This window comes from Amycolatopsis sp. NPDC051372, assembly GCF_040682095.1.
GTDB lineage: Bacteria > Actinomycetota > Actinomycetes > Mycobacteriales > Pseudonocardiaceae > Amycolatopsis.
In genome coordinates, this window is the sequence record NZ_JBFBAF010000012.1 from 111,407 (window position 1) to 135,454 (window position 24,048).

The window sequence follows — 24,048 nt, forward strand, 5'->3', positions numbered from 1 at the left end:
GCGGAAAACGTCGCGCGTTCGGGTCACCGGACCCGTCACGGACGCCGGTCGGGCCGATCGGCCAGCAGCGGCCGAGTGGGGTCCCACACCGTGCCCTCGGCGTGGTCGCGGCGCCGGCGCGCGATGCCCGACAACGCTTCCAGCACCACCCGGTTCGCGAGGAAGGACGTGATGTCCGCGTGGTCGTAGGGCGGCGACACCTCGACCACGTCGACGCCCACCACCGGCAGCTCGTACGCGATGCGCCGCACGGAATCCAGCAGCTGCCGGGCGGTGAGCCCACCCGGCTCGGGCGTGCCCGTGCCCGGCGCGTGGCCGGGGTCGCACACGTCGATGTCCACCGAGAGGAACACGCCGTCGCACTCGTCGGTGGCGATCCCGAACGCCTCGGTGAGGCACTGTTCGAGCCCCCGCGCGACGATCTCGGTCATCTCGTAGGACCGCATGCCCTGCGCGGCCATCCAGTCGAGCGTCTCCTGGCCGGGCCAGTAGCCGCGCAGGCCGAGCTGCAGGAACCGGTCGCCGCGCACCGCACCCGACTCGATCAGCCGGCGCATCGGCTGGCCGTGGCCCACGAGCGAGCCGAACGCGATGTCGCCGGTGTCGGCGTGCGCGTCGAAGTGCACCATCGACACCCGCCCCTGGCCGAGGTGCTGCGCCACCCCGGCCGCGTCCGGCCACGCGATCGTGTGGTCCCCGCCGAGCACCAGCGGGATCGCGCCCGTGGCAGTAACCGCGTACACCGCTTCCTGCAGCGAGCGCACCGAACGTTCGGCGTCGCCCGAGTACATCTCGACATCGCCGGCGTCGAAGACCTTCAGGTCCCGCAACGCGTCCACCCGCAGGGCGAGCGACGGGCGCGAACCGTCGGCCGGGAGATAACAGCTCTGCCGGATGTACTGCGGGCCGAACCGGGTGCCCGCGCGGTGCGAGGTGCCGCCGTCGAACGGCGCGCCGAGGATCACGACGTCGGCGCCCGCGTAGGTGGCGGGATCGGCCCAATCGCAGCGCGCTACGCCGAGGAAGGTGAGGTCCGGGCCGAACTGGGTGCCGTAACGAGCCATGACGTCCTCCTTGCGGGCCAACCTACCGCCGTGGTGTCCCGGTTTTGCCCCGATTCGCCTCCGCTCGAACCCCCGCGAAGCTCGGTTCGGCGCTGCTCAGCTCGCGAAGTCGACGGACCGGCCGAGCTCGGCCCAGCGCTCGTCCTCCGCCATCAGCTTCGTCATCCCGGCCCGCACCATGGTCACGGCGTCGCTGCCGAGCACGAGGTGCAGCGGCGGCTCGGCCATCTCCACGACCTGGAGGAACACCCGCGCGACCGCGGCCGGGTCGATCGGCTCGATGCCCCGCTTGCTCCGCAGGTGCTCGATCAGCGGGCCCATCGTGGGCTCGTACTCCGGCTTGTAGGGCCGGACCTCCATCGACGGTCCGGACCAGTCCGTGCGCATCAGGCCCGGCTCGGCCATGGTGACCTTGATCCCCAGGCCCGATACCTCGTCGTTGAGCACACCGGAGAAGCCCTCCGTCGCGAACTTCGCGCTCTGGTAAGCGGAAATGCCGGGCGCGGTCCCCCGGCCACCGATCGACGTGACCTGGATGAAGTGCCCCGAGTGCTGCGCCAGGAACACCGGCAGCGCCGCCTTGGTCACGTGCACAGTCCCGAAGAACACCGCCTCGACCTGCGCGCGGAAGTCGGCCAGGTCGACCTCCTCGACCGAGGCCAGGTTGGCGTAGCCCGCGTTGTTCACCACCACGTCGAGCCGCCCGAACCGCTCCACGGCCGCCGCGACGGCCGCCTCGGCCTGCGCCGGGTCGGTCACGTCCAGGGGGTGACGCAGCAGGTGATCGCCGTAACGCTCGTCGAGGTCCTTCAGGGAGTCGACGTTGCGCGCCGTCGCCACGACGTCGTTGCCTGCCGCCAGCACCTCTTCCACCACCGCCCGGCCCAGACCGCGCGAACCACCCGTGACCAGCCACACCTTGCTCATCGTTCGATCCCTCTCGCCTCGAGCGGGGAGGCTCCCCGCATCGCCAAGTTAGCGCAACGACGTTCTCTTAACAACACAACGGCGTTGCGGTAACCTGTGCGAGTGGTCACCTCCGACTTCCAGCGGGCGCGGCGCCCCGAGCACAAAGAGCAGCGGCGCGAGGCGATCCTCGCCGCGGCACGGCTGCTCGCGACCCGCGACGGCGTGCGGGCCGTGACACTCGGGGACATCGCCGGCGAAGTCGGCGTGCACAAGTCCGCACTGCTGCGCTACTTCGAGACCCGCGAAGAGATCTACCTCCACCTCACCGCCGAGGGCTGGCGTGATTGGGCAGCCGGGCTGCACGCGGCACTGGACGAGACCACCGGCGCGTCACCGGCCGAGGTCGCCGGCGTCATCGCGCGCACGCTCGACGAACGACCGCTCTTCTGCGACCTCCTCGCCCACGCGGCGCTCACCCTCGAACGGCACGTGTCGCTCGAGTCGGTGCGCGCGTTCAAGCTGTCCGCACTGGAAGCCGTCAAGGACATCGCCGCCCTCCTGACCCGGACACTTCCGGGGCTGGGTGCGGCGGGCGGACGCCACGTCGTCGGCGCCGTGACGTCACTGGCCGCCTCGTTCTGGCAGATCTCGCACCCGCCCGAGACGCTCGCGCAGCTCTACCGGGAGGACCCGCGGCTGGGCCACGGCGTCGTCGAGTTCACGCCGCGGCTGCGCCACCTCACCGAAGCCGTCCTCACCGGCCTGATCTCGTCAGCGCACGACGCGTAGCCACAGGTTCGTCGCGAGCGGTGCTTCGGTCTGCGACTTCCGTTCGAGGCGCACCGGATCGCCGCCGGGCCGGTCGAACAGCCGCACCCCGTCGCCCAGCAGCACGGGCAAAACCGACACGAGGACCTCGTCGAGCAGCCCCGCATCGAGGCACGCCCGCGCGACGGTGGCGCCGAGGACGTTCACGTACTTCTGCCCCGCGGCCGCCTTCGCCAGCTCGACACCGCGGCGCAGGTCGTCGACGAACGTCACGTCGGGCGCCGGCTCGGCGGGCCGGTGCGTCAGCACGAACTGCGGCCCTTCCCAGGCGCCGCCGAAGGCCTTGCCCTCGGCTTCCGTGTCGCGGTACGGATCGTCGCCGCCATACGTGCGGCGCCCGACGAGCAGCGCGCCGATGTCCGCCACCAGCCGGTCGATCTCGGGGTTGGGGCCGAAGAACTCCTTCACCCACTGCATGTCGCCGCCCGGCCCCGCGATGAACCCGTCGAGCGACATCGCCGCCGAGTAGAGCAGCTTGCCCATTCCACACCTCCGTGGTCGTTTCCCGTACCGACCGGCGCGGGCACGGAAACTCATCGGTGCACTTTCCTATAGGATCGTGCACTGTCCCTGCCGAGTCAGCGAGGAGGACCGCGTGGCTGTGGTCGTGAAGGCCGAGGCGTTTCTCGTCGATCTCGAGGTGGAGCAGGAGCGCACCGACGCCGTGCAGGCGTTCCTCAAGCAGGAGACGGTGTTCGTCGAGCTGACCACCGCCGACGGCGGCACCGGGCTCGGCTACTCCTACACGATCGGCACCGGCGGCACGGCCGTGCTCGCGCTGCTTTGCGACCACCTGCTGCCCCGGCTGATCGGCCAGGACTCGCGCCGGATCGAGGCGGTCTGGCACGACCTGTTCGCCTCGACGCGGGCCACCACCGTCGGCGCGATCACGTCGCTGGCCCTCGCGGCGGTGGACACGGCGTTGTGGGACCTGAAGTGCCGGCGCGCGGACGAGCCGCTGTGGCGGGTCGCCGGCGGGTTCGCCCCACGCGTGCCGCTCTACGACACCGAAGGCGGCTGGCTGCACCTGAGCACCGACGAACTCGTCGCGGGCGCGGAAATCCGCGGCCGCGGGGTGGGGCGGGGTGAAGGTGAAGGTCGGCAAGCCCACCGCCCACGAGGACCTCGAGCGGCTCAGGGCCGTGCGCGAGGCCGTCGGGCCGCGGTTCGACCTGATGGTGGACGCCAACCAGTCCCTCACCGCGGCGGAGGCGATCCGGCGGACGAAGGCGTTCGAGGCGGTGGACCTGCTCTGGTTCGAGGAGCCCCTGCCCGCCGACGACGTCGCCGGTCACGCCCGGTTGGCCGCGGCCACGCCGATCCCCGTCGCCGTCGGGGAGTCCCTTTACTCCGTGGCGCAGTTCCGCGACTACCTCCACCGTGGTGCGGCCTCGATCGTGCAGGTCGACGTCGCGCGCGTCGGCGGGATCACGCCGTGGCTCAAGGTCGCGCACCTGGCGGAGGCGTTCAACGTCCAGGTGTGCCCGCACTTCCTGATGGAGCTGCACGTCAGCCTGACCGCCGCGATTCCCCACGGCCGCTACGTCGAGCACATCCCGCAGCTGCGCGCCATCACGACGGGCGAGATGACGATCTCCGACGGGCACGCCGTCGCCCCGGAGACGCCGGGCCTGGGCATCCCGTGGAACCGCGACGCGATGGACGATCGCCGGGTGGCCTGACCAACGCGAGGAGACCGGCCGCGGGGACCAGCGCCAGCGCCAGTGCGGCGGTGGCGCCCCCACCGTCCGCCACTCGTCCGGCGAGGGAGGCCGCGAGAGCAGAACCGGCTGCGCCGGCGGAGTTGTTCCAGGTGAACGCCTGGGTGAGCGCTGCGGGGTGCACGGACTTCTCGGTCTCGACGTTCAGCAGGACGAGTGCGGGCGGGATCGCCGCCTCGGTGAGGGCGAGGGCGGCGGCGAGCCAGAGTGCGTTGGGGGCGAGGGGAAGCAACACCGATGCACCGGTGAGGTAGGCGCTGGTTCTGAGGAGCCGGCGCCGGGCGGGGGTGCGGTGGTGGCGCAGTCCGTAGATCCAGCCGGACAGCAGCCCACTGACGCCGGCCACGGCGACGATCGGTGCGGCCGGGGCGCCGTGATCGAGGGCGAAGGCGCTCACCGAGACCTGCGTGGTGCCGAAGTACATGCCGAGGGCCAGATTCATCAGGGCGATCCGGGCGAAGGCCGGGCGAAGCAGGGTTTGTCCTGTGTGGAGGGTCTTCGCGGGCTTGGGTGCCGTGCGGTGCCGGCCGGCCAGCACCGCTCCCCCGCCGAGAATCAGGCTCGCCGCGACGGCGGTGGCCAACGTCTCGTCACCGGCCGCGCCGAACGAGGTGACCAGCACCGGCCCGAGGAGGAACGCGGTGGCGTTGGCCAGCGACTCCAGTGAGAAGGCGGTGGGCAGCTCTTCGGTCCGCTCTCGCAACAGGTACGCCCACCGTGCCCCGGAGAGCGCACCGAGCTGCGGCACGACCGCACCGGCACAACTCGCGGCTACGACCTCCGCCGCCACGCTGGAGGACCCCAGCACCACGGCGATCGCGCCGCCGTGCACGACGAGACAGCACGGCAGCACGCGCGTCTGCCCGAGCGCGTCGACGAGCCGGGCGACCTGCGGCCCCCACAACGCCTCGGCAAGAGCGAACCCGCCCCCGGCGAGCCCGGCCGTGCCGTACGACCCGGTGCGCGCATGCACCAGCCACACCAGGCCGAGCCCCGTCATGGCAATCCCCACGCGCCCCACCGCGGCTGCCACGAAGAACGCAGCCGCACCCCGCGTGCACAACAGCGACCGATAACGACCGGCGCCCGACATCGACATTCCTTCACGCCACCCGACGGGGCGAACCACGATCGCCACGCGACCCGAGGCCCTCGTCGCCGGGGGAAGGTAAGGCCCGAACCAATGCGGGCCCGGGCGACTCCCACGAACCTAGCAGCGCACGACCGGTCGCCGGCTACCGAAATCCGGTGCGGTCAGGCGGCTCCCCCTGCCGGGCCCGACGCGAAGCGCGCCATGAGCAATCTCGCGCCCGTCGCCTGAGGACCGGTCGCGCCTCCGGGCGCGAACGGTCGAGACGGCTGAACACCACGACTGGGTCGCGGCGACCTCGCTTCAGGCGAACGCCAGCCGGCCGGCGACCCCGCCGGCGCGGTCAGACCCGGCCGCGCTGCTTGAGCAACCGCCGCCCCGCCGACCGCGAGCGGCCGGTGCTCGTGGCGGTGGCCTGGGCCGCGCGGCCGTCGTGCAAAGCGAATCAGTGCCCGTGCACAGCCCCGATCAGTCCTCTTCGGACCGGCCGGGCCCGCCGTCGTCGGCGCTGTGCAGCCGGACCCGCGAACGGTCCAGGTGCGTCCGCATCGCGGCCGCCGCGGAGGGGCCGTCGTGCAAGGCGATCGCCTCGACGATGGCAGCGTGTTCGCGCGTCGTCTCGGCGGCGATGCCCACTCGGAAGTACAGGCGGTAGCCGTGGGTGTGGGTGTGGAGGCGGGCGAGGGCGTCGGCGATGAGAGGGTTGCCCGAGGCCTCCGCGATGACGCGGTGGAGGCGCGCGTCGAGGACGGCGAAGTCGCGATAGGCGTGGTAGTCCTCGCCGGCGGGGTGGGCGGACATGGCCGCGCAGGCGGAGCGCAGGGAAGACACCTCGGCCTTCGAGGCGGCGCCCGCTGCGAGGCGGGCGGCCTCGGGCTCCAGGAGGACACGAACGTCGAAGAGGTGGTCCAGCTCGGTCTCGTCGAGGACGGGCGCGACGACGTAGCCGGCGTTGGGCCGGGTCGCGACGAGGCCGTCGGACTCGAGTTTGGTGAGGGCCTCGCGCACGGGGGTCGGCGAGACGTCGAGGCGGCGGGCGATGCCGTCGATCGACAGGCGGCTGCCGGGAGCGACGTCGAGATCCATGAGCATCGCCTTGAGTGCCTCGTACACGCTGTCGCGCAGGATGGTGCGCGGCGGCAGGGTCAGCCTCGGGTGCTCGGGCAGGTCCACCGCAGGGTTCTTCCGTCGCGCCACCCGGAAAGCGTAGTCCCCCGCGAAGCCTCAGCGGCGCGCCAGTTGGCGGTTCACGGCGGTGTGGCAGCCGAGGCACGCGGGCACGGCCCGCACGTCGGTGCCGGACACCAGCGCGACCGTGGCACCCGGCACGGCGAGCTCGTCGCACACCGAATGGTGGTGTCCCAGTACCGAACACACGCACCGGCACAGCTGGACGGTCTGCCTCGTTTCCGCGGCCATCGGAGCCCTCCTCCCGGAAATCCCCAGTAGGAGAGTGATAGCGCCTCCGCCGTCCGAAGGGCGCCGGCGGTCTCAGAGGAAGGTCGCGAAGGGCACGGTTCGTGCGCGGATGTCAGTTTTCCCGGGTCGGCACGGGGGCCGATACGGGGGCCGGCACCGGCGGCAACCCGGCCCGGATCTGCCGGTAGAGCCGCGGCCCCGGCGACGCGAGTGCCGGAGACGGACGCAGCTCCATCGGGCCGGTGGCCGTCAGATCGCGCAGCACCAGGTACAGGTGGCTCAACGCCAGCAGCACTGGATCCTTCGCCCGGTCCCCCGGAGCCGCCGGCGTGTACGCGAACAACGCCACGTCGGCGCTCGCCAGCGGACCGCGCACCGCCTTGGCAGGCTCGCCCACCGGCGTCGCGGCCAGTTCCTCGACGGCCGCCGCCAGCGCGGTGCACGCCGCGACCGGGCCTTCCGGGTGTGCGCTGTACGCGCCTTCCGGCCAGCGGACGGCGACGCTGAGCGCGCGGCCGTGCGTGGCCAGCGCCGCGTAGAGCGCGAGCCGGTGCCGCAGCTTCGGCGAGTCCGTGCCGCCCAGGATGGGCCGGGTCAGCGGCCGCGCGACGAGCGCGAGCTGGTAGCGGCGGTGGTCCAGGGCGCGCGCGAGGGCGTCGAAATCGGGCTGCGGGTCCACGGCCTTGCCGTGCTCCAGCCGCTCGGCCGCGGCCTTCAGGATGTCGCCCAGGGCCGTCAGCAGGTTGTTCCGCGCGTTGCGTACGGTGTCCCGGGTGGACAGTGGGATCACCAGCACCGCGACGACCAGCCCCGCCACGGCGCCGGCCGCGGTCTCCTCGAGTCTCAGTACGAGCAGCCCCGCGGAGAACTCGTTGAGCACGCTGTAGAGCTGCCCGACCATGATCGTGACGAAGAAGATCATGTACGCGTACGAGATCTGGATCAGGTAGAACCCGAAGAACATCGCGCCGCAGATCGTCACCAGCACGGCGGCGGTGTTGCCCGCGGTCAGCTCCGCGAACCCGACCGACGCGAACAACCCCACCAGCGTGCCGAGCACACGGTTGAAGCCCTTGATGAACGTCTCGGTGCGCGTGGCCGTGCCGGTGAACATGAAGAACGCCGCCAGCACCGCCCAGTAGTACCGCGCGTCGGACAGTTCCTTGCCGATGAGGATCGCGAGCCCGCCCGCGACCGCGCTCTGCACCGCCTGCCGCGTGATGAAGTCCAGCCGCGCCAAGGGGTTCCACTTCGACTGCCGAGCCGGCACGTCGCCCGCCGCGGCGGGCGAGCCGGGCAGGTTGCCGAACGCGAGCCCGACGGCCGGCGCGAAGTCGTCCTCCGGTTCGGCCTCGATCTCCTCGGGCTTCGGCGCGGCGTCGAACACCGCCACGACCTCCAGGGCTGCCGCCGCGAAGTGCCGCGCGGGCCACCAACCGCCCGCGGCACCGCCGGCGCCCTCGGCGTGGCCCGCGAGCCGGTAGGCGACCTCGCTCGCGCCGCGGTCGTCGCGGCGGGCCAGGCGGTCGGCCACCTCGGCGGCGAGCACGGTAAGGCCCGAACCGCTGCGCACCAACGAGTCGGCGGCCGTGGCGAGCTCGTCGAGCAAGTGGTGCGCGTCGACCATCTGACGTCGCAGCGAAGCCGCCGAACGCCCGCGCGGCACCGCGCCCGGCTGAGCCGACCAGCCCTCGACCATCAGCGCTGTGTCGGCGAGGCGCGCCTGCCGCCGTTGCAGGCGGCGGCGCAACCGCGCCTCCTCCTTGGGCTCGCGGTTGGCGAGCAGGTCGGCGCACGCGCGCGCCACCGCCCGGCCACGCGCGTCGAACGCGCGCAACACGCGGCGCAGCGTTTTCGTCGTGTTGGTGCGGAAGACGGTCAGGAAGAGCAGCAGCAGCCACACCGTCGCCACGACCACCGCGAGCAGCAGGCCCGGGAGCGTCGCGAACGTCGCGTGCAGGAACGCCGCGAAGAAGTAGCCCATCCAGCCCATGAAGCCGTAGAAGAAGAAGGGCCCGCCGAACTTGCGGACGTACACCGACGTGAACATCACGAGCACGAACACGACGAGCATCAGGGTGCCGTTGTCACCGACGAGCACGCCGAGCGTCATGCCCGTGCCGAGCGCGACCGGGAAGAACGCCGCCGTGCGGGTCTTGACCCACGCTCCGCCGTCGCCCAGCGCCATCGAGCCCATCATCCCGACGACCGCGCCGAGCAGCATCGAGGTGAGCGTGCCCATCGCGTCGGCACCCGTGAGCTTCGCCACGAGGTACTCGACTCCCAGGGCACTGGCCATGCCGATCGTCGCGGAACCGGCCGATCTCAACCGGTTGAGACCCGGATCCGAAGCGACGACCCTGTCCCGGAACTCCCTGGCCGTGGGCAGCACAAAACCCGCCTTCCCGTGCGTTCGGAGTGATCACCGGTATGATACCGATAAATACCGGTGTCATACAGGGGTTTGGAGTCCGAGTGATCGAACCGACTTTCGCAGCCTCGAAGCTCGCGGATCGGCTCGCCGAGACCGGCGACACACTCGACGTGCTCGAACTGGCCACGGCGGTGCTCGTGCGCAACTTCGAACTGCTGCGTCGGCGCACCGACGCTTACGCCGAACTGGACCAAGCGGAGTACCTGCTGCTGCGCACTTTGGACGAACTGGGCTCGGCGGACGTCGGAACGCTCGCCGGGGCACTCGGTCTAGACCCGTCCACCGTCGGCAGGCAAGGTTCGGTGCTGCTCGGCAAAGGGCTCGTCGAGCGCAGCCCGTCGGCGGCCGACCGCCGGCGCAGCATCCTCACACCGACCGAGGAGGGCCGTCACCGCATGCGCGTGACGCAGTCGCGCCGCCGCAACGCGTCCGCGGAGCTGCTCGGGGACTGGAGCGAAGAGGATCTGCGCTCGTTCGGCTCGCTGCTGAGCCGCTACAACAAGGCCGTCGCCCAGCGCTACCTGACAGCACCAGGCGACTGAGTACCCGACAACTGAGTGCCTTGCTCCCCCGAGGCGAGGTCCGCGTGGGTGTCGCGCAGGGTGCGCTTCACGATCTTCCCGCTCGGGTTCTTCGGCAACGTGTCGGTGAAGACCACGTATTTCGGGCACTTGTAGCCGGCCAGGTGCTCGCGCGCGTGGGCGAGCACGGCCTCGGCGGTCAGCTCCACGCCCTCGCGCGGGACGACGGCCGCCGTCACCGCCTCGATCCAGCGCGGGTGCGCGACGCCGAACACGGCGACCTCGGCGACGCCGTCCAGGCGGTAGAGGGCTTCCTCCACCTCGCGGCTCGCGACGTTCTCACCGCCGGTCTTGATCATGTCCTTCTTGCGGTCCACCACGGACAGGTAGCCCTCGTCGTCGAGCACGCCGAGGTCACCGGAGTGGAACCAGCCGCCGGCGAACGCGGCGGCCGTCTTCTCCTCGTCCTCGTAGTAGCCGAGCGTCGCGTGCGGGCTGCGGTGCACGATCTCGCCGATCTCCCCCGGCGGCAGCGCGCGGCCGTCCTCGTCGACGATGCGTGTCTCGACGTTGAGCGAAGCCCGGCCCGCCGAACCGGCCTTCGGCAGCTGCTCGTGCGGGCGCAGGATCGTGGCCAGCGGCGCCATCTCGGTCTGGCCGTAGAAGTTCCAGAACTCGACGTCGGGCAGCCGCCGGGCCAGCTCGCGCAGAACCTCGACCGGCATCGCCGAAGCGCCGTAGTAACCCTTGCGCAGGCTGGACAGATCGGTGGTGTCGAACGCCGGGTGGCGCAGCAGCGAGATCCACACCGTCGGCGGCGCGAACAGCTTCGTGGCGCGCTCGCGCTCGACGGCCGCCAGCAGCGCGGCCGGGTCCGGGCCGGGCAGGATCACGCTGGTGGCGCCGAGGTAGACGTCCACGGAGAAGAAGCAGTCGAGCTGCGCGCAGTGGTAGAGCGGCAGGGAGTGGACCTCGACGTCGTCCGCGCTCATGCCGCCGTCGATCACGCACGACACGTACTGCGCGATCAGCGAACGGCTCGAGAGCAGCACGCCCTTCGGCCGCGACTCGGTCCCGGAGGTGTACATCAGCCGCAGCGGGTCGTCGTCGGTGACGGCCACGCCGGGGTCGGTCTCGTCGCCCGGGCCGTCGATCCAGGCGTCCGCATCCTCCCAGTCCTCCCAGTCCTCGGCGGTGCCGCCGATCCGGCCACGCACCCCGTCGCCGAGGCCGGCGCGCTCCAGCGCCGCGGCGCCGGTGGCCAGCAGCGCGTCTTCCGTGATCAGCCCGGACACCCCGGCGTGGCCGAGGATGTAGGCGATCTCGTCGGCGCCGAGCATGAAGTTGACGGGCACGAGCACCACGCCGAGCCGGGCTGTCGCGAACGCCAGCACGACGTACTGCAGGCAGTTGTGGCTCAACAGCGCAAGCCGGTCGCCTTTGACGAGACCGCGCTCGGCGAGGCGGTGGGCGCAGCGGTTCACGGCCGCGTCGAACTCCGCGAAGCTCAGCCGCCGCTCGCCGTCGACAACGGCGAGCTTGCCCGGGTACCGCGCGGCCGTGCGCCGCAGCAGGTCACCGACGGAGTGCTGACGCGCGTGCTGGATCGCTTCGCCGGTTTCGGCGCTGAACGGGCTCGGCATGGTCCGGAGTTTCATCCACCGCCGCGCGGCACGCAACCCTGGCGCGCGGCCGCGACCTGCCAGGCCGAGCGGTACTCGCGCGCCACCGGTTAAGCTCCGTCGGCGCACCTCGGGGGACGAAGAAGTGGACGAGACGGAAGCACCGACGCTCGACCGGCCGGACATCACCGGCCGGCTGCCCCGTTACCGGCTGCTGCGCCAGCTCGCCAAAACGAACATGAGCGAGGTCTTCGAGGCCTACGACCTCGTGGCGCAGCGGCCGGTCGCGTTCAAGGTCGTCGGGCCGGAGTTCATGGCGGAGCCGGGGTTCCGCCGGCGCTTCGAGCGTGAGACGAGCATCGCGCTGGCCCTGGACCACCCGCACATCGTCGCGTCCTACGATGCCGGGTTCTCCGCCGACGGGCACCTCGGGTACCTCGCGATGCAGTTCGTGCTCGGCACGAACCTCGCGCGGCTGATCCACCGCCGCGGCGTGCTGTCGTTCGAGCAGACGGTGGCGATCGGGCGCGGGGTCGGCGCGGCGCTGGACGCCGCGCACGCCCGCAACCTGGTGCACCGCGACGTGAAGCCGGGCAACATCCTGCTCGAAGACGCGACCGGTGGCGTGTACCTGTGCGATTTCGGTATCGCACGCAACCTCGACCTGACGCGGCTCACCGCGACCGGCGGGTTCCTCGGCACGATGAACTACGCGGCCCCGGAGCAACGCGAGGGCCGGCCGGTCGGAGCGGCTGCCGACGTGTACGCGCTGGCGTGCGTGCTCTACGAATGCCTCTCCGGCAGTCCCCCGCACCACCACGCCGACTTCGCGCACCCCGGCGTCGCCGCGCTGCGCCGGGCCCTCGACCGCGATCCGGCCAAGCGGCACCGCACGTGCGCGGAACTCCTCGACGACTTCGTGGCCACCACCGAGGCGGCCGAACGGGCCGGGCGCCGCAAGCGCCGGTGGCAGGTGGTGGGCATCCCGGCCGCCGCGCTCGTGGTGGTGGCGTCGCTCGTACTGTGGTTCACCACCGGCGGTTCGCCGGGCACCGCGGACTCGACGCTGGCCCGCGTACCCACCGCTCTGCGCGACGGCTGCGCCGCGGCGAACCAGCCCGCGGCGGGCGCGACCGCCACGGTGACGTGCCACGACGCGTCCGGGCAGGCGGCGACGACGGCGCTCTACGCCACCCCGCAGCAGATGACCGCCGCGTACGCCGAGGCCCTCACGCGTGCGGGCGTCGACGCGAACCAAGGCGACTGCGCCACCGCGACGGGCGGCGAGCACCGGTACCCCGCGACCGGACCCGCGCGCGGCCGCGTGCTGTGCCAGGACCGCGACGGCACGGCCACTGTGGTCTGGACCGACGAGAAGGCCCGCACCGTCACGCGGGCCGAAGCACCCGACGACGCCGCGCTGCGCAAGGCGTGGGCCGGCTGGACGGGCTGGGCGCCGGCCGCGTTCCCCACCGCGGACGAAAAGGTCGTGCTCGACGTCGCCGCCGGCTCCGCGTGCCGGCGCGCGACACCCGCGGACCTCGACGCGTATGCCGGTGCCGTCGCGGGGATCACCTGCACACCGCAGGGCACGGGCGCGCGTCAGGTTTCGTACTTCCGGTTCGCCGGCGTAGCGGCGCTGCGCTCGGCGTTCACCGGTCTCGTCGGCGCGGCCAAGGCGCCCAGCGGGAGCGGGTGCCCGGGCGGCGCTTTCCTCGGCACGACGCGGTTCGACTGGCTCAGCGTGGACCTCGGACAGGTGCTGTGCCACCCGGGTCCCGAGGGCACGGTCGCGATGGACTGGAGCCTCGAGGCGTTCTCGATGATCGGCCACGTCACGGGTTCCTCGCCCGACGCCGTCGGCGGGTGGTGGGCGCAGTGGCACCTCGCGCCGCTGAGCCGGATCGTGAGCGAGGTGAACTCCCACGCCACGCCGGCGTTCCCGACCGACGCCGAGCGCGCGCTGCTGCAGCACGTGCCGCAGCAGTCGCGGCTCAACTGCGTGCGCCCGTCCGCGGATCAGAAGTGGCAGGACCTCGGTGCGGTGACCGCGGTCGCCGCTGTCGCGTGTGGACGGACGAGCGGCGCCGGGCTGGTGGTCTACTACCAGCTGCCCGACGCCGCGACGATGCGGCAGGTGTTCAACAGCACCGGCGACAGCGACGCCGCGTGCACGAGCCTGCCGAAGGACTTCTCGGGCGACCGGCCGTACTCCCGCGGCGGGCGCACGGGCCGGCTCTCCTGCGCGACCGAGGACCCCGGCGGCGAGCGCGTGCTCAAGTGGACGGACGACGCGACGACCATCGAGACGATCGCCCACCGCGGCAACGATCCGTTCGCGCTGATCGACTGGTGGACCCACGACGCCGGACCGGTGTGAGCGCGGGTCCTCAGCCCTGCACGGTCCCGCCGACGGACGCGCTGCCACTGATGTGCGAACCGGGCGAACCCGCGCTGCCCGCACCCGTGTGGATGCTCTCCTTGCCGTCGACGATCGAGAACATGTCGACGGTGCCCTTGGTGCCGCCCGCGTAGGAGATCTCGAGCGTCCACTGGTGCGGTTTGCCGTCGGCCGGCACGGTGAGCGACTGGCGCCACGGCAGGGTCACCGCGCCGGTCTGCTTCGTCTCGCCGTCGAGCGTGTACTTGATCTGCGTCAGCTTGCCCTCGCCCGTCGCGTTGAGCACGAGGGTGTGCGGCTCGCGGTCGGGCACCGATGTCGAGGGCGGAGCGACCGAAGAGGAAGAGGTGGGCGCGGACACCGACGGCGCCGGTGCCACGGGGGCGGCGTCGCTCCCGCACGCGGAGAGAGCGGCGAGCAGAGCCGCGGCGGCCACGGGGGCGGCGGCCGCCCGGGCAGTGGTGCGAAGATCCATGCGCGCACCGTACCGGCCTGCCACGGGACCGGTCCCCGATTCGAGAGGACCCGAGGTGACCTCCTTCCCCGCTGACGACCCCGCGTCCGAGACACCAGGCGCCGTCGTGGTCCGCGGCCTGGCGGGCACGGCCGTCGTGCTGCCCGCCGAGTACGCCCGGCTGCCGTTCGGGCGCCGGCCCGGGCCGGACGGTGTCAAGGTGGGCGAGGACGACCCGCGCGTGAGCCGGGAGCACGGCGCGCTGACGTACCGGCGGGGCTGGTGGCTGCTGAGCAACTCCGGCCACACGCCGATCGAGTTCTCTCCCACGCGGCTGCTGCACTCCGACGACGAGCCCGAGCCGCTGCCCGCGGGCTTCACCACGCTGCTCGTGGTCGGCTCGGGCGGGCGCAAGCACCCGCTCGAGGTCCGCGTGAACGCGCCCGACCACAACCGGCCGATGCCCGTCACCGGCCCGACGCTGCCCGGCCGGCAGTGGGACCTCACCGCCGCCCAGCGGCTCGTGCTCACGGTGCTCGGCCAGCAGTACCTTCGGCGGGAGGTCCAGCCGCAGCCCATGAGCCGCGGCCACGTCGCCGAGATCATGGGCGCGCTGGAGCCGGACGGCGAGTGGGACGTGCGGAAGGTCGACCGCGTGATCGCGGCCGTGCGCGAGCGGCTCTCGGGTCAGGGCGTGCGCGGCCTCAAGCGCACGGAGGTGCCGGAGCCGATCGGGAACTCGCTCAACCACAACCTGCTGACGGAGCTGGCGATCACCACGAACTCGCTGACCCGCGCCGATCTGGACGTCCTGGACCGGCTCGACTGAGGCGGCACGACCCGGGCTTCCGGCTAGGAGTCCTTGGCGAAGACCCGCACCGCGACCGCCGTCGCCACGCCGACCACAGCGAGCACGATCCCGGTGATCAGCAGGCCGGACGCCGCCAGCGCCACGGCCGCCGCCGCGAACAACGCGAACTCCAGGATGAACCGCGTCGGCTCCGGTGCCCGCCGTGGTGCCTTGGGGGCCACGACGAGCGCCCAGATCGCCCCGGCCAGCACCGGCCACAGCACCCCGCCGACGACGTCCAGCAGCACACCCCCACCCAGCCGCGCCCCGGCGACCGCCTGGCCCGCCAGCAGGGCCAGCTCCGTGCAGAACCGCATGACGAGCACGAACCCGGGCAACCCCCGCAAGGCCGGACGAGTGGTGGTCATGCCCGGCAGCGTAGCGACCGGCCCCGGTCACCCGGCCGAGCTCCCCTGCGATCAGCCGGCCAGTTTCGCCTCCAGCCACGCCACCACGCGCGCCCACGACGGGTTCGCCGGGTCGATCACCTCGAAGTGGCCGCCGCCCGTGACGTTTACCGTCTCCTGGGCGTACGGGCTGCGCGCCTGGGCCGCCGGGATGATCTCGTCCGCGTCGCCGTGCACGACCAGCAGGGGGACGCCGGTGTCGGCCGGGGTGGCGAGGGCGTAGCGGTCCGGGGCGGTGGCCGGGGTACCGCCGAGGAGGGCCGGGACCAGGCCGTCGCCGGCGAGTGCGGCGACGGCCGGCACGTACGCGGGATCCGCTTCGACGGGGGCGCCGGCCGGGGCCGGCAGATCAGGGTCGGCCAGTTCGCGGCCGAGGCGGGCGTGGGCCGCCCCGCGCAGGTCCAGGACGCCGGCGAGCGACACGACAGCGCCGGGCGTGACCTTCGGGTCTGCGCCCGGTGCGCCGGCGGGCAGGTCCGAGCGACCGGCGGCCCAGGCGGAGAGCTGGCCGCCGGTGGAGTGGCCGACGAGGACGACACGCGAGACGTCGAGCGCGGGGTCGAGGGTGGCGACGGCGTCCACTGCCGCGGCGAAGTCGGTGAACGTGCCCGGCCAGCCGCCGCCGGGTTCGCCCAGGCGGCGGTACTCGACGTTCCACACCGCGTATCCGCGTGCGAGGAGGTCGTCGGCGAGACGGGTCATCTGGCGGCGGTCGTACAGCGCCGTCCAGAACCCGCCGTGGGCGAGCACCACCACCGGGAACGGCCCGGCTCCCTCAGGCAGGTACAGCTCCCCCACCTGCGACGGCGAAGGCCCATAGGCAATGGTCCGGACCCTCGCGCCCGCCGGGTCGTCATAGCGCACGCCCCGTTCGGAGCGCACCAAAGTATCGAGCGTCGCGAAGAACGCGGCGATCTCCGGCTGGTTCGCACCCTTCGCGCGCGAGGCGTCCCAGGCCGTGTCGTCGGTCCACTCGACGAAGTCCAGCCAGGTGTCCTCCGACACCCGCACCAGGCGTGCCGACACGAACCCGCGCCGGTCCCGGCGGAAGGCCTCCACCATGCCGGGGCGGGCGTCCAGCATCGCCCGCGTCCGGTCGGAACGGACCGTGAAGGTCGTCAGCTCGATCACCGACATCGTCAGCTCCTCGGGTCGAATTAGTCACTAAAACTGACTAACTTGAACCCTAGCCACCGCGTTCCCGGAGGGCAACCCGCGCCGCGGATCACAGGCGCGCGCCACACCGTCCACTGTGGTCCCGCACACGACGGCACCGCGGACCACTACGATGCAGGCGAGCCGACAGGAGAGTGATCCGATGCCCGACGACGCCACCCCCGCCGACGGCGGCGATTCGCTCACCGAGCGGATCACCGGCCGCCTCGCCGGGATGTCGCGGGCCGAGCGCGCCGTCGCCGAGTACCTGCGCCACCACGCACGCGAGGCGATCTTCGCCACCGCCGAGCAGATCGGCTCGGCCACGGGCACGAGCGACGCCACCGTGGTCCGCACCGCCAAGACGCTCGGCTACAGCGGCCTGGCCGACATGCGCCAGCACCTCGCCCGGCAGGTGGTCACCGAGACCAGCCCGTCGATCGAGCTGCGCCATCGCCAGATCGGCGAGCCCACCGGCGAGCCCACGACCGTGCTCGCGCGCGTGTTCACCGAGGCGACGGAGCGGCTGGCCGAGACCTGGCGCCTCATTTCGGAGGAGGACTTCGAGAAGGCCGTGGACCTGCTGGCCGGCGCGCGCGAGGTGCTGGCCTTCGGCATCGGCCCGTCGAGTTTCCTCGCCGGGTACGTCGCGCTGCGCCTGGGCCGGATGGGCCGCCGCGCCCGTGCCAGCGGCGCCACCGGCTTCCGCCTCGCCGACGACCTGCTCGGCCTCGGCGAGGGCGACGTCGTGGTGCTGTTCCTGCCGAGCCGGCTGCTCGGCGACATCGAGGTGCTCCTCGACCGCACGCGTGAGGTCGGCGCCCACACGCTGCTGATCACCGACTCGCTCGCACCCGTCTTCGGCGACCGCGTGGCCGTGGCTCTGCAGGCCACGCACTCCCCCAGCAACTTCACCGGCGAGATGCTCAGCGCCGAGGTGCTGGCGGACGCGCTGCTGCTCGGGCTGGCCTCGCGCGACGAGGACCACGCCAACCAGACCTCGGAGCTGCTCACCACGTTGCGCTCGCGGCTGATCCAGGGCGACAGCCGCGACTACGTGCCGCGGCGCAAGTCGGGCCACCCCCGCAAGGGCTGACCGCGCGCCCGGATTGTCCGGGGTTCACGGCCGTCGCGAACGCATTTGTACGGCGCGTGTATCGGCTCGGGCGAACCTGGTTCCCACACCCACCGGGGATCAGGAGGACCGAGGATGAGAATCGCGAAACGCACACTGGGCCTGGTCGCGTTCGCCGCGGCGCTGACGCTGTCGGGCATCGCGCCGGCACTGGCCGCCGACGCCAACGGCACCGTGCACACCGACTCCGGCGCGCCGCTCACCGTGCGTTCGGCGCCCGGCACCGGCGCGAGCTCCGTCGGCACCATCGCCGACGGCACCGCCGTGGTCATCGACTGCCAGACCACCGGCGACACCGTGACCGGCAAGTACGGCACCAGCAACATCTGGGACCATGTCGCCGCCAAGGGCGGCTACATCACCGACACCTACGTCTACACCGGTTCCGACGGCCGCATCGCCCCGGACTGCACCGGCGTCCCGACGCCGCCGCAGAGCACCTGCTCCACCACCGGGCTCGGTGACGCGAAGACCTGCGCGCAGGCCGTGGCCTACGCCAAGACCCGCGTGCACACCAACAACGTCGCCTCCTACGACGGCTGGTGCGACCGCATCAACGCCCAGAACTACGGGTTCTCCGCCAGCGGTTCCGAGACCGCGTACGTGCACTGGACCCAGATCCCCGCGCAGTACAAGCACGCCGGCGACCAGAACGTGCCGGCCGGCGGGCTCGCCTTCTTCTCCAACGGCGGCGCGGGCCACACCATGATCTCGATCGGCGGCGGCCAGTTCCTGTCGAACGACATCCACGGCGCGGGCAGCTACACCCAGACCACGATCTCGGAGATCAAGAGCTCGTGGGGCCAGACCTACCTCGGCTGGTCGCAGCCGTGGTTCAAGGTCAACCACTGACCGGTCCGGTACTCGACGATCCGGCACCGCACGATCCAGCACCGCTCGGTCAACGGCCGAACGGTCGACCCTGATCCGCTCGGGGAGCGCACCACGGCCCCGCCCGGCACTCGCCGGGCGGGGCCCTTTCGTGTGTCAACCCCTTGAGCAGCACTCGTTTTCGCGGTGTCCCGGACAACGGGACGCGCCCAGCCGGATCTCGATCGCGGGCTTCCGTACGCTCGCGTGGGCGATGTCCACACTCGAGGTTGTCCGAACCTCACCGATTTCGCGCCGTCCACCCTCCATGCGGACCAGCCCGTACCACTGGACCGGGTCGCGCCCCGTCTCGCGGACAGTTTCTGTCCGCGTCCCTCGCCCCGGCGAGGTCTTCACGAACAACCGCCACGGCGAGACAAACCCTGCCCGGTAAAGGTTTTCCGGTGCGCCACCTGCACTTTTGCGCCGCGCGCCGGTAACCGGCCGCACACGCAGCGTCAGACTCCCCGTCGCGTTTACAACGTCTTGGCAACCGGCTTGACACCAGCTGTGGTCCGGACCACTCTCTCAACATTGGTCTACACCATTTGTCACTCGACCGGCCTGGGGGCCGGACACCGAAAGGACAGACAAGTGAAGCGCTGGCTCAAACTGGCGGCGGGTGCCGCCGCCCTCACCCTCGCGACAGCCGGGTGTGCCGGTTCGGGCGGCGGTGACACCGCGTCCGGCTCGGGTGGTTCGGACGGTGGCACGCTCACGGTCTGGCTGATGGACGGCTCCGCGCCGGACAGCCTCACGGGCGCCCTCAACAAGGAGTTCGAGGCGGCCCACGCCGGGGTCAAGGTCAACTACCAGATCCAGCCGTGGAACGGCATCCAGCAGAAGCTGACCACCGCGCTCGCGAGTGACACCCCGCCCGACGTGATCGAGGTCGGCAACACCCAGACCCCGGCGTTCGCCTCCGACGAGGTGCTCACCGACCTCTCCGCCGACGTCAACAGCTTCAACGGCGCGCAGTGGCTGACCGGGCTCAAGGCCTCGGGCGAATTCGAGGGCAAGACCTACGGCGTGCCGTTCTACGCCGCCAACCGCGAGGTCCTCTACCGCAAGGACATGTTCGCCCAAGCCGGTATCACCGCACCGCCGACCTCGAACGCGGAGTGGCTCGACGACATCGCCAAGCTGAAGGCGAAGTTCGGCAGCGACAAGGACTTCCAGCCCCTCTACCTGCCGGGTCAGTACTGGTACACCCTGCTGTCGTTCATCTGGGACAACGGCGGCGACGTCGCCCAGGCCGACGGCAAGGGCTTCAAGTCGACGCTCGACTCGGCCGGCGCGAAGGCGGGTCTCGAGTTCTACAAGCAGCTCGTGGACGCCTCCGGCACCACCGCGCCGAAGGACAATGACGAGGCCACGCCGCAGCAGGCCGGCATCTATGGCGGCGGCAAGGTCGCGATGTTCATCGGCACGCCGGGCGAGGTCGCCACGGCCGCGAAGACCGACCCGAGCATCACCGACAAGACCGGCGCGTTCCCGATCCCGAGCAAGACCGCCGGCCAGACGGCCCCGGTGTTCCTCGGCGGCTCGAACCTGGTGATCCCGCTCAACAGCAAGCACGCGGACCTCGCCAAGGAGTACCTGAAGCTGCTCACCAGCACCAAGTACATGAGCCAGATGGCCGCCGCCGGCTACGTGCCGGGCACCTCGACCGACACCAGCGCGCTGGACAAGGACCCGCTCGGCGGCGTGATGGCGAAGGCCTCGAAGAACGGCCGCGCGGTGCCCACCAGCCCGAAGTGGGGCGAGGTCGAGTCGGGCCAGAATCCGCTGAAGGACATGCTGACGGCGTACCTGACCGGGAAGAAGTCGATCGACCAGGCCACGGCTGACGCCAACGCCGCCCTCGACAAGATCATCGGCGGATGACCGCCACCAAAGACGTGCCGATGCCGGCGGGGGCCACCCCGCCGGCATCGGCGCGCGTCACTCCCGCGAAACCGCGGCGCCGGGGTGGGTTCGGCGAGCGGGCCACGCCCTACCTGCTGCTCCTGCCCGCCCTCGTCGCCGTGCTGGTGCTGCTCGGCTGGCCGACGATCCAGATGCTCGGCATCAGCCTGCGCAAGCTCGACCTGCACGAGCTCGTGACCGGCAAGGCCGTGTGGGTCGGGTTCGACAACTACACCGAGGAGCTGACCGACCCGGACTTCTGGGCGGTCGCCGTCCGGACCGTCGTGTTCACCGCCCTGCTGGTGGCCGCCACGCTGCTGGTCGCGCTGGTCATCGCGGTGCTCATGCGCCACCTCAACCCGGTGGTCCGGATCCTCCTGCAGATCTCGCTGGTGCTCGCCTGGGCCGTGCCGGTGATCGCGACGACCACGGTATTCCAGTGGATCTTCGACCAGCAGTACGGGATCCTGAACAAGACGCTGGACCGCCTGGGGTTCCACTCGTTCATCGGCTACTCGTGGTTCTCCACCGGGGTGAGCACGATGACCGTCGTCGGGCTGCTGGTGCTGTGGCAGGCCGCGCCGTTCGTGGCATTCACGCTCTACGCGGGCCTGATCGGCGTGCCGCGCGAGCAGTACGAAGCCGCCGGCATCGACGGCGCCGGGCCGTGGCAGACGTTCCGCGCGGTCAGCTGGCCCGCGATCCGCCCGATCCTGACGATGGTCACGTTCCTGTCGGTGCTGTGGGACTTCAACATGTTCGGCCAGATCTGGGCCATCCGCCAGGGCGGGCCCGACGGCGCGAGCACGACGCTCGCGATCCTGCAGTACCTCAAGGGCATCGCGGGCAGCCATTTCGGCTCGGCCGCGGCCATCGCCACGATCATGCTGGTGATCCTGCTGCTGGTCACCGCGCGCTACGTGCAGTTGCTGGTGCGCTCGAAGGACGGTGAGCTCGCGTGAAGAAGTCCCTGCCCCAGCGGATCACACTGTCGGTGGTCGGCGTGCTCATCGCGCTGGCGTTCTTCTTCCCGACGTACTGGATGTTCACCACGTCGCTGAAGACCCCGGGCGAGGTGCTCTCGCCGAAGTACGACCTGTTCCCCTCGTCTGCGACGCTGCAGAACTTCGTCTCCGCGCTCACCAAGCCCGGGTTCGTGACGTACCTGAGCAACAGCCTCATCGTCACCCTCGGCGCCGTGATCGCGGCCCTGGTGGTCGGCGTGCTGGCGGCGATCCCGCTCGCGCGGTTCCGCTTTCGCGGGCGCAAGGGGTTCCTGTTGCTGATCCTCGTCGCGCAGCTGGCACCGCTCTCGGCGCTGTTCATCCCGATGTACCTGCTGATGCGTGACATCGGGCTGCTCGACACGTTGCCTTCGCTGCTGCTGGTGTACTTCGCGACGTCGCTGCCCTTCACCGTCTGGATGCTCTACGGCTTCATCAACGGCATTCCGTACGACCTCGAAGAGTCGGCGATGATCGACGGCTGCAGCCGCGCGGGCGCGTTCCGCCGCGTGACGCTGCCGCTGCTCGGGCCCGGGCTGGTGACCACGTCGGTGTTCAGCTTCATCACCGCGTGGAACGAGTTCCTGTTCGCGCTGGTGTTCATCCACGACCCGAACAAGCAGACGCTGCCGGTGTGGCTCTCGTCGTTCAGGACCGCGTTCTCGGTCGACTGGGGTGCGATCATGGCGGCTTCGGCGGTGTACGCGGTGCCGGCGCTGATCTTCTTCCTGATCGTGCAGCGCAAGCTGGTGTCCGGCCTGACCGCCGGCGCGGTGAAGGGGTGAGCGATGACTGATCCTCGGGCTTGGGCGGAAGCGGTGCTCCTGCCCGGTTTCGCGGGCACGACGGCGCCGGACTGGTTGCGGCGGCGCCTGGGCGAGGGCCTCGGCGGCGTGATCCTGTTCGGGCGCAACGTGGTCGACGACGAGCAGGTGGCGGCGTTGACCACGGCGCTGCGGGCCGAACGCGACGACGTGGTGGTCGGCATCGACGAGGAGGGCGGCGACGTCACCCGCCTCGGCGTGAACACCGGCTCGTTCGTGCCCGGCCCGCTCGCGCTGGGTGCGGCCGACGACCCGGAGCTCACCACGGCGGTCGCGGCGGCGCTCGGCGAGCGGCTGGCCGCGTGCGGCGTGACGGTGAACCTGGCGCCGTGCGCGGACCTCACGCTCGCGGCGCAGGACCCGATCATCGGGGTGCGCGCGTTCGGGTCGGACCCGGCGAAGGCGTCGCCGCACGTCGCGGCATTCGTGACGGGACTGCAGAAGTACGGCGTGGCCGCGTGTGCGAAGCATTTCCCCGGCCACGGTGCGGCGACGGAGGATTCGCACGTTTCGCTGCCTGTGCTGCCGCGGACGGTCGAAGAACTGCGGGAGATCGAGCTCGTGCCGTTCGCCGCGGCGATCTCGGCGGGTGTGCGGTCGATCATGTCGGGCCACCTCGTGGTGCGAGCGTGGGGCGACGAACCGGCGACTTTGAACCGGGTCGCGCTCACCGAGGTGCTGCGTGGTGAACTGGGCTTCGACGGCGCGGTGATCACGGACGCGCTGGAGATGGGCGCGGTCTCCGGCTCCTACGGCCGGCATGACGGGCTCGGCAGCGCGGCCGTCCGCGCGCTGGCCGCGGGCGCGGACGCGTTGTGCATCGGCGGGGCCGCGTTCGAGGCGGACACGTTGGACGCCATCACCTCGGCGATCGTGGCCGCGGTTTCGGACGGGACGCTGTCCGCGGAACGGCTCGCGGACGCGGCCGCCCGGACGGCGGCGCTGGGCACCTCGCCGACGCCCGCCGAGCTGCAGCCGGTCGACTACGCGCTGGGCCTCGCGGCGGCTCGCGCGGCCCTGCGGATCCAGGGCTCGCCGCGGCCGGCGGGTGCACCGCTGGTCGTCGACGTGACCACCGACCCGACGATCGCCGCCGGGCCGATGCCGTGGGGCCTGGGCCCGCATCTGACCTCGCTGGTGCCAGGAACTGTCGCGATGACCGTGTCCCCTGCCGACGCAGCTGCCGTGCGGGCCCGGGCTCGGGAGTTCGCGAGCGTGGTCGTGGTGACGCGCGAGGCACACCGGCATCCGGCGGTGCTCGGATTCCTCGCGGAACTGTCCGATGTGGGCTACATCCGCGTCGAGACGGGTGTGCCCGGGCCGTCGACCACGGGGCCGCGGATCGACACGTTCAGCGGCTCGTACGTCAGCCTGCGCGCGGCCGCGGAGTATCTCGCCTGACCCCGTCCGTGGGCGCGGTCCCCCGACCCGG

Annotated in this window: 22 protein-coding genes and 1 pseudogene; 12 read left to right on the plus strand and 11 right to left on the minus strand. The window is 71.7% G+C overall.

Annotated features, from left to right (window positions below):
- Nucleotides 1–35 precede the first annotated feature (35 nt).
- Together speB and AB0M56_RS19785 are read right to left on the minus strand one after the other, a co-directional pair.
- Entirely contained in the window at nucleotides 36–1,064 is a 1,029-nt protein-coding gene (gene speB, locus AB0M56_RS19780) for an agmatinase (RefSeq protein ID WP_364177978.1), read from the minus strand.
- A gap of 96 nt (nucleotides 1,065–1,160) precedes the next feature.
- Nucleotides 1,161–1,991 (minus strand): SDR family NAD(P)-dependent oxidoreductase, encoded by an 831-nt coding sequence (locus AB0M56_RS19785; protein WP_364177981.1) that lies wholly within the window; start codon nucleotides 1,989–1,991, stop codon nucleotides 1,161–1,163.
- Nucleotides 1,992–2,093: 102 nt separating this feature from the next.
- Here AB0M56_RS19785 and AB0M56_RS19790 point away from each other — a divergent pair, with 102 nt between their 5' ends.
- Nucleotides 2,094–2,762: a TetR family transcriptional regulator gene (locus AB0M56_RS19790; RefSeq protein WP_364177984.1), complete on the plus strand. Its 669-nt coding sequence runs from the start codon at nucleotides 2,094–2,096 to the stop codon at nucleotides 2,760–2,762.
- Here the strand turns inward: AB0M56_RS19790 and AB0M56_RS19795 are convergent.
- Nucleotides 2,745–3,284, minus strand: coding sequence for a dihydrofolate reductase family protein (locus tag AB0M56_RS19795; protein WP_364177986.1), 540 nt, complete (start codon nucleotides 3,282–3,284; stop codon nucleotides 2,745–2,747). The two genes, AB0M56_RS19790 and AB0M56_RS19795, sit on opposite strands and share 18 nt — an antisense overlap.
- Before the next feature lie 208 nt (nucleotides 3,285–3,492).
- Between AB0M56_RS19795 and AB0M56_RS19800 the strand changes: the two are divergent.
- Nucleotides 3,493–3,711: pseudogene (locus AB0M56_RS19800) on the plus strand (bifunctional D-altronate/D-mannonate dehydratase); the annotation flags it as partial.
- A gap of 175 nt (nucleotides 3,712–3,886) precedes the next feature.
- Nucleotides 3,887–4,483 carry a mandelate racemase/muconate lactonizing enzyme family protein gene (locus AB0M56_RS19805; protein ID WP_364177989.1) on the plus strand — a complete coding sequence of 199 codons (597 nt, stop codon included), beginning with the start codon at nucleotides 3,887–3,889 and terminating at the stop codon, nucleotides 4,481–4,483.
- Here AB0M56_RS19805 and AB0M56_RS19810 read toward each other — a convergent pair.
- From AB0M56_RS19810 to AB0M56_RS19825, 4 genes are all read right to left on the minus strand, one after another.
- Entirely contained in the window at nucleotides 4,374–5,615 is a 1,242-nt protein-coding gene (locus AB0M56_RS19810; RefSeq protein ID WP_364177992.1) for an MFS transporter, read from the minus strand. The two genes, AB0M56_RS19805 and AB0M56_RS19810, sit on opposite strands and share 110 nt — an antisense overlap.
- 465 nt (nucleotides 5,616–6,080) lie before the next feature.
- Complete coding sequence (locus AB0M56_RS19815) at nucleotides 6,081–6,809, minus strand: GntR family transcriptional regulator (protein WP_364177995.1); 729 nt, start codon at nucleotides 6,807–6,809, stop codon at nucleotides 6,081–6,083.
- A 27-nt stretch (nucleotides 6,810–6,836) separates the two neighbouring features.
- Complete coding sequence (locus AB0M56_RS19820) at nucleotides 6,837–7,031, minus strand: hypothetical protein (RefSeq protein WP_220240556.1); 195 nt, start codon at nucleotides 7,029–7,031, stop codon at nucleotides 6,837–6,839.
- Between the two features lie 112 nt (nucleotides 7,032–7,143).
- A complete protein-coding gene (locus AB0M56_RS19825; RefSeq protein WP_364178000.1) occupies nucleotides 7,144–9,330 on the minus strand; it encodes an FUSC family protein in 2,187 nt (728 codons plus the stop codon).
- A gap of 176 nt (nucleotides 9,331–9,506) precedes the next feature.
- On the opposite strand from AB0M56_RS19825, the gene AB0M56_RS19830 reads away from it, so the two are divergent.
- On the plus strand, nucleotides 9,507–10,007 hold the full coding sequence (locus AB0M56_RS19830; RefSeq protein ID WP_364178003.1) for a MarR family transcriptional regulator: 501 nt from the start codon (nucleotides 9,507–9,509) through the stop codon (nucleotides 10,005–10,007).
- Here the strand turns inward: AB0M56_RS19830 and AB0M56_RS19835 are convergent.
- Nucleotides 9,983–11,629: an acyl-CoA synthetase gene (locus tag AB0M56_RS19835; protein ID WP_364178006.1), complete on the minus strand. Its 1,647-nt coding sequence runs from the start codon at nucleotides 11,627–11,629 to the stop codon at nucleotides 9,983–9,985. The genes AB0M56_RS19830 and AB0M56_RS19835 overlap by 25 nt on opposite strands.
- 124 nt (nucleotides 11,630–11,753) lie before the next feature.
- On the opposite strand from AB0M56_RS19835, the gene AB0M56_RS19840 reads away from it, so the two are divergent.
- A complete protein-coding gene (locus AB0M56_RS19840) occupies nucleotides 11,754–13,988 on the plus strand; it encodes a serine/threonine-protein kinase (RefSeq protein WP_364178009.1) in 2,235 nt (744 codons plus the stop codon).
- A gap of 10 nt (nucleotides 13,989–13,998) precedes the next feature.
- Here the strand turns inward: AB0M56_RS19840 and AB0M56_RS19845 are convergent, their stop codons facing one another.
- Nucleotides 13,999–14,484 carry a hypothetical protein gene (locus AB0M56_RS19845; RefSeq protein ID WP_364178012.1) on the minus strand — a complete coding sequence of 162 codons (486 nt, stop codon included), beginning with the start codon at nucleotides 14,482–14,484 and terminating at the stop codon, nucleotides 13,999–14,001.
- A 55-nt stretch (nucleotides 14,485–14,539) separates the two neighbouring features.
- On the opposite strand from AB0M56_RS19845, the gene AB0M56_RS19850 reads away from it, so the two are divergent.
- Nucleotides 14,540–15,292 carry an FHA domain-containing protein gene (locus tag AB0M56_RS19850; RefSeq protein WP_364178015.1) on the plus strand — a complete coding sequence of 251 codons (753 nt, stop codon included), beginning with the start codon at nucleotides 14,540–14,542 and terminating at the stop codon, nucleotides 15,290–15,292.
- A 23-nt stretch (nucleotides 15,293–15,315) separates the two neighbouring features.
- Here AB0M56_RS19850 and AB0M56_RS19855 read toward each other — a convergent pair whose 3' ends face one another.
- Complete coding sequence (locus AB0M56_RS19855; protein WP_364178018.1) at nucleotides 15,316–15,681, minus strand: YrdB family protein; 366 nt, start codon at nucleotides 15,679–15,681, stop codon at nucleotides 15,316–15,318.
- 51 nt (nucleotides 15,682–15,732) lie between these two features.
- Nucleotides 15,733–16,857: an alpha/beta fold hydrolase gene (locus AB0M56_RS19860; protein WP_364178021.1), complete on the minus strand. Its 1,125-nt coding sequence runs from the start codon at nucleotides 16,855–16,857 to the stop codon at nucleotides 15,733–15,735.
- Between the two features lie 181 nt (nucleotides 16,858–17,038).
- Between AB0M56_RS19860 and AB0M56_RS19865 the strand changes: the two genes are divergently transcribed.
- From AB0M56_RS19865 to AB0M56_RS19890, 6 genes are all read left to right on the plus strand, one after another.
- Nucleotides 17,039–17,971 carry a MurR/RpiR family transcriptional regulator gene (locus AB0M56_RS19865; protein ID WP_220240549.1) on the plus strand — a complete coding sequence of 311 codons (933 nt, stop codon included), beginning with the start codon at nucleotides 17,039–17,041 and terminating at the stop codon, nucleotides 17,969–17,971.
- A 114-nt stretch (nucleotides 17,972–18,085) separates the two neighbouring features.
- Entirely contained in the window at nucleotides 18,086–18,862 is a 777-nt protein-coding gene (locus AB0M56_RS19870; protein ID WP_220240548.1) for a hypothetical protein, read from the plus strand.
- A gap of 612 nt (nucleotides 18,863–19,474) precedes the next feature.
- Entirely contained in the window at nucleotides 19,475–20,767 is a 1,293-nt protein-coding gene (locus tag AB0M56_RS19875) for a sugar ABC transporter substrate-binding protein (protein WP_354880127.1), read from the plus strand.
- The gene (locus AB0M56_RS19880) at nucleotides 20,764–21,750 is read left to right on the plus strand and encodes a sugar ABC transporter permease (protein WP_364178026.1); all 987 of its coding nucleotides are present in this window, start codon (nucleotides 20,764–20,766) and stop codon (nucleotides 21,748–21,750) included. Before AB0M56_RS19875 ends, AB0M56_RS19880 begins: the two co-directional genes overlap by 4 nt.
- On the plus strand, nucleotides 21,747–22,577 hold the full coding sequence (locus AB0M56_RS19885; RefSeq protein ID WP_364178029.1) for a carbohydrate ABC transporter permease: 831 nt from the start codon (nucleotides 21,747–21,749) through the stop codon (nucleotides 22,575–22,577). The genes AB0M56_RS19880 and AB0M56_RS19885 overlap by 4 nt, the downstream gene beginning before the upstream one ends.
- A gap of 3 nt (nucleotides 22,578–22,580) precedes the next feature.
- Complete coding sequence (locus AB0M56_RS19890) at nucleotides 22,581–24,017, plus strand: glycoside hydrolase family 3 protein (protein ID WP_364178032.1); 1,437 nt, start codon at nucleotides 22,581–22,583, stop codon at nucleotides 24,015–24,017.
- The last annotated feature ends 31 nt before the right edge of the window (nucleotides 24,018–24,048 follow it).

What these genes read in the sequence shown, in the direction of transcription:
- speB (WP_364177978.1), bottom strand. Translation starts at nt 1,064, where the DNA reads ATGGCTCGTTACGGCACCCAGTTCGGCCCGGACCTCACCTTCCTCGGC.
- AB0M56_RS19785 (WP_364177981.1), bottom strand. Translation starts at nt 1,991, where the DNA reads ATGAGCAAGGTGTGGCTGGTCACGGGTGGTTCGCGCGGTCTGGGCCGG.
- AB0M56_RS19795 (WP_364177986.1), bottom strand. Translation starts at nt 3,284, where the DNA reads ATGGGCAAGCTGCTCTACTCGGCGGCGATGTCGCTCGACGGGTTCATC.
- AB0M56_RS19810 (WP_364177992.1), bottom strand. Translation starts at nt 5,615, where the DNA reads ATGTCGGGCGCCGGTCGTTATCGGTCGCTGTTGTGCACGCGGGGTGCG.
- AB0M56_RS19820 (WP_220240556.1), bottom strand. Translation starts at nt 7,031, where the DNA reads ATGGCCGCGGAAACGAGGCAGACCGTCCAGCTGTGCCGGTGCGTGTGT.
- AB0M56_RS19825 (WP_364178000.1), bottom strand. Translation starts at nt 9,330, where the DNA reads ATGGCCAGTGCCCTGGGAGTCGAGTACCTCGTGGCGAAGCTCACGGGT.
- AB0M56_RS19835 (WP_364178006.1), bottom strand. Translation starts at nt 11,629, where the DNA reads ATGCCGAGCCCGTTCAGCGCCGAAACCGGCGAAGCGATCCAGCACGCG.
- AB0M56_RS19845 (WP_364178012.1), bottom strand. Translation starts at nt 14,484, where the DNA reads ATGGATCTTCGCACCACTGCCCGGGCGGCCGCCGCCCCCGTGGCCGCC.
- AB0M56_RS19855 (WP_364178018.1), bottom strand. Translation starts at nt 15,681, where the DNA reads ATGACCACCACTCGTCCGGCCTTGCGGGGGTTGCCCGGGTTCGTGCTC.
- AB0M56_RS19860 (WP_364178021.1), bottom strand. Translation starts at nt 16,857, where the DNA reads ATGTCGGTGATCGAGCTGACGACCTTCACGGTCCGTTCCGACCGGACG.
- AB0M56_RS19865 (WP_220240549.1), top strand. Translation starts at nt 17,039, where the DNA reads ATGCCCGACGACGCCACCCCCGCCGACGGCGGCGATTCGCTCACCGAG.
- AB0M56_RS19870 (WP_220240548.1), top strand. Translation starts at nt 18,086, where the DNA reads ATGAGAATCGCGAAACGCACACTGGGCCTGGTCGCGTTCGCCGCGGCG.
- AB0M56_RS19880 (WP_364178026.1), top strand. Translation starts at nt 20,764, where the DNA reads ATGACCGCCACCAAAGACGTGCCGATGCCGGCGGGGGCCACCCCGCCG.
- AB0M56_RS19890 (WP_364178032.1), top strand. Translation starts at nt 22,581, where the DNA reads ATGACTGATCCTCGGGCTTGGGCGGAAGCGGTGCTCCTGCCCGGTTTC.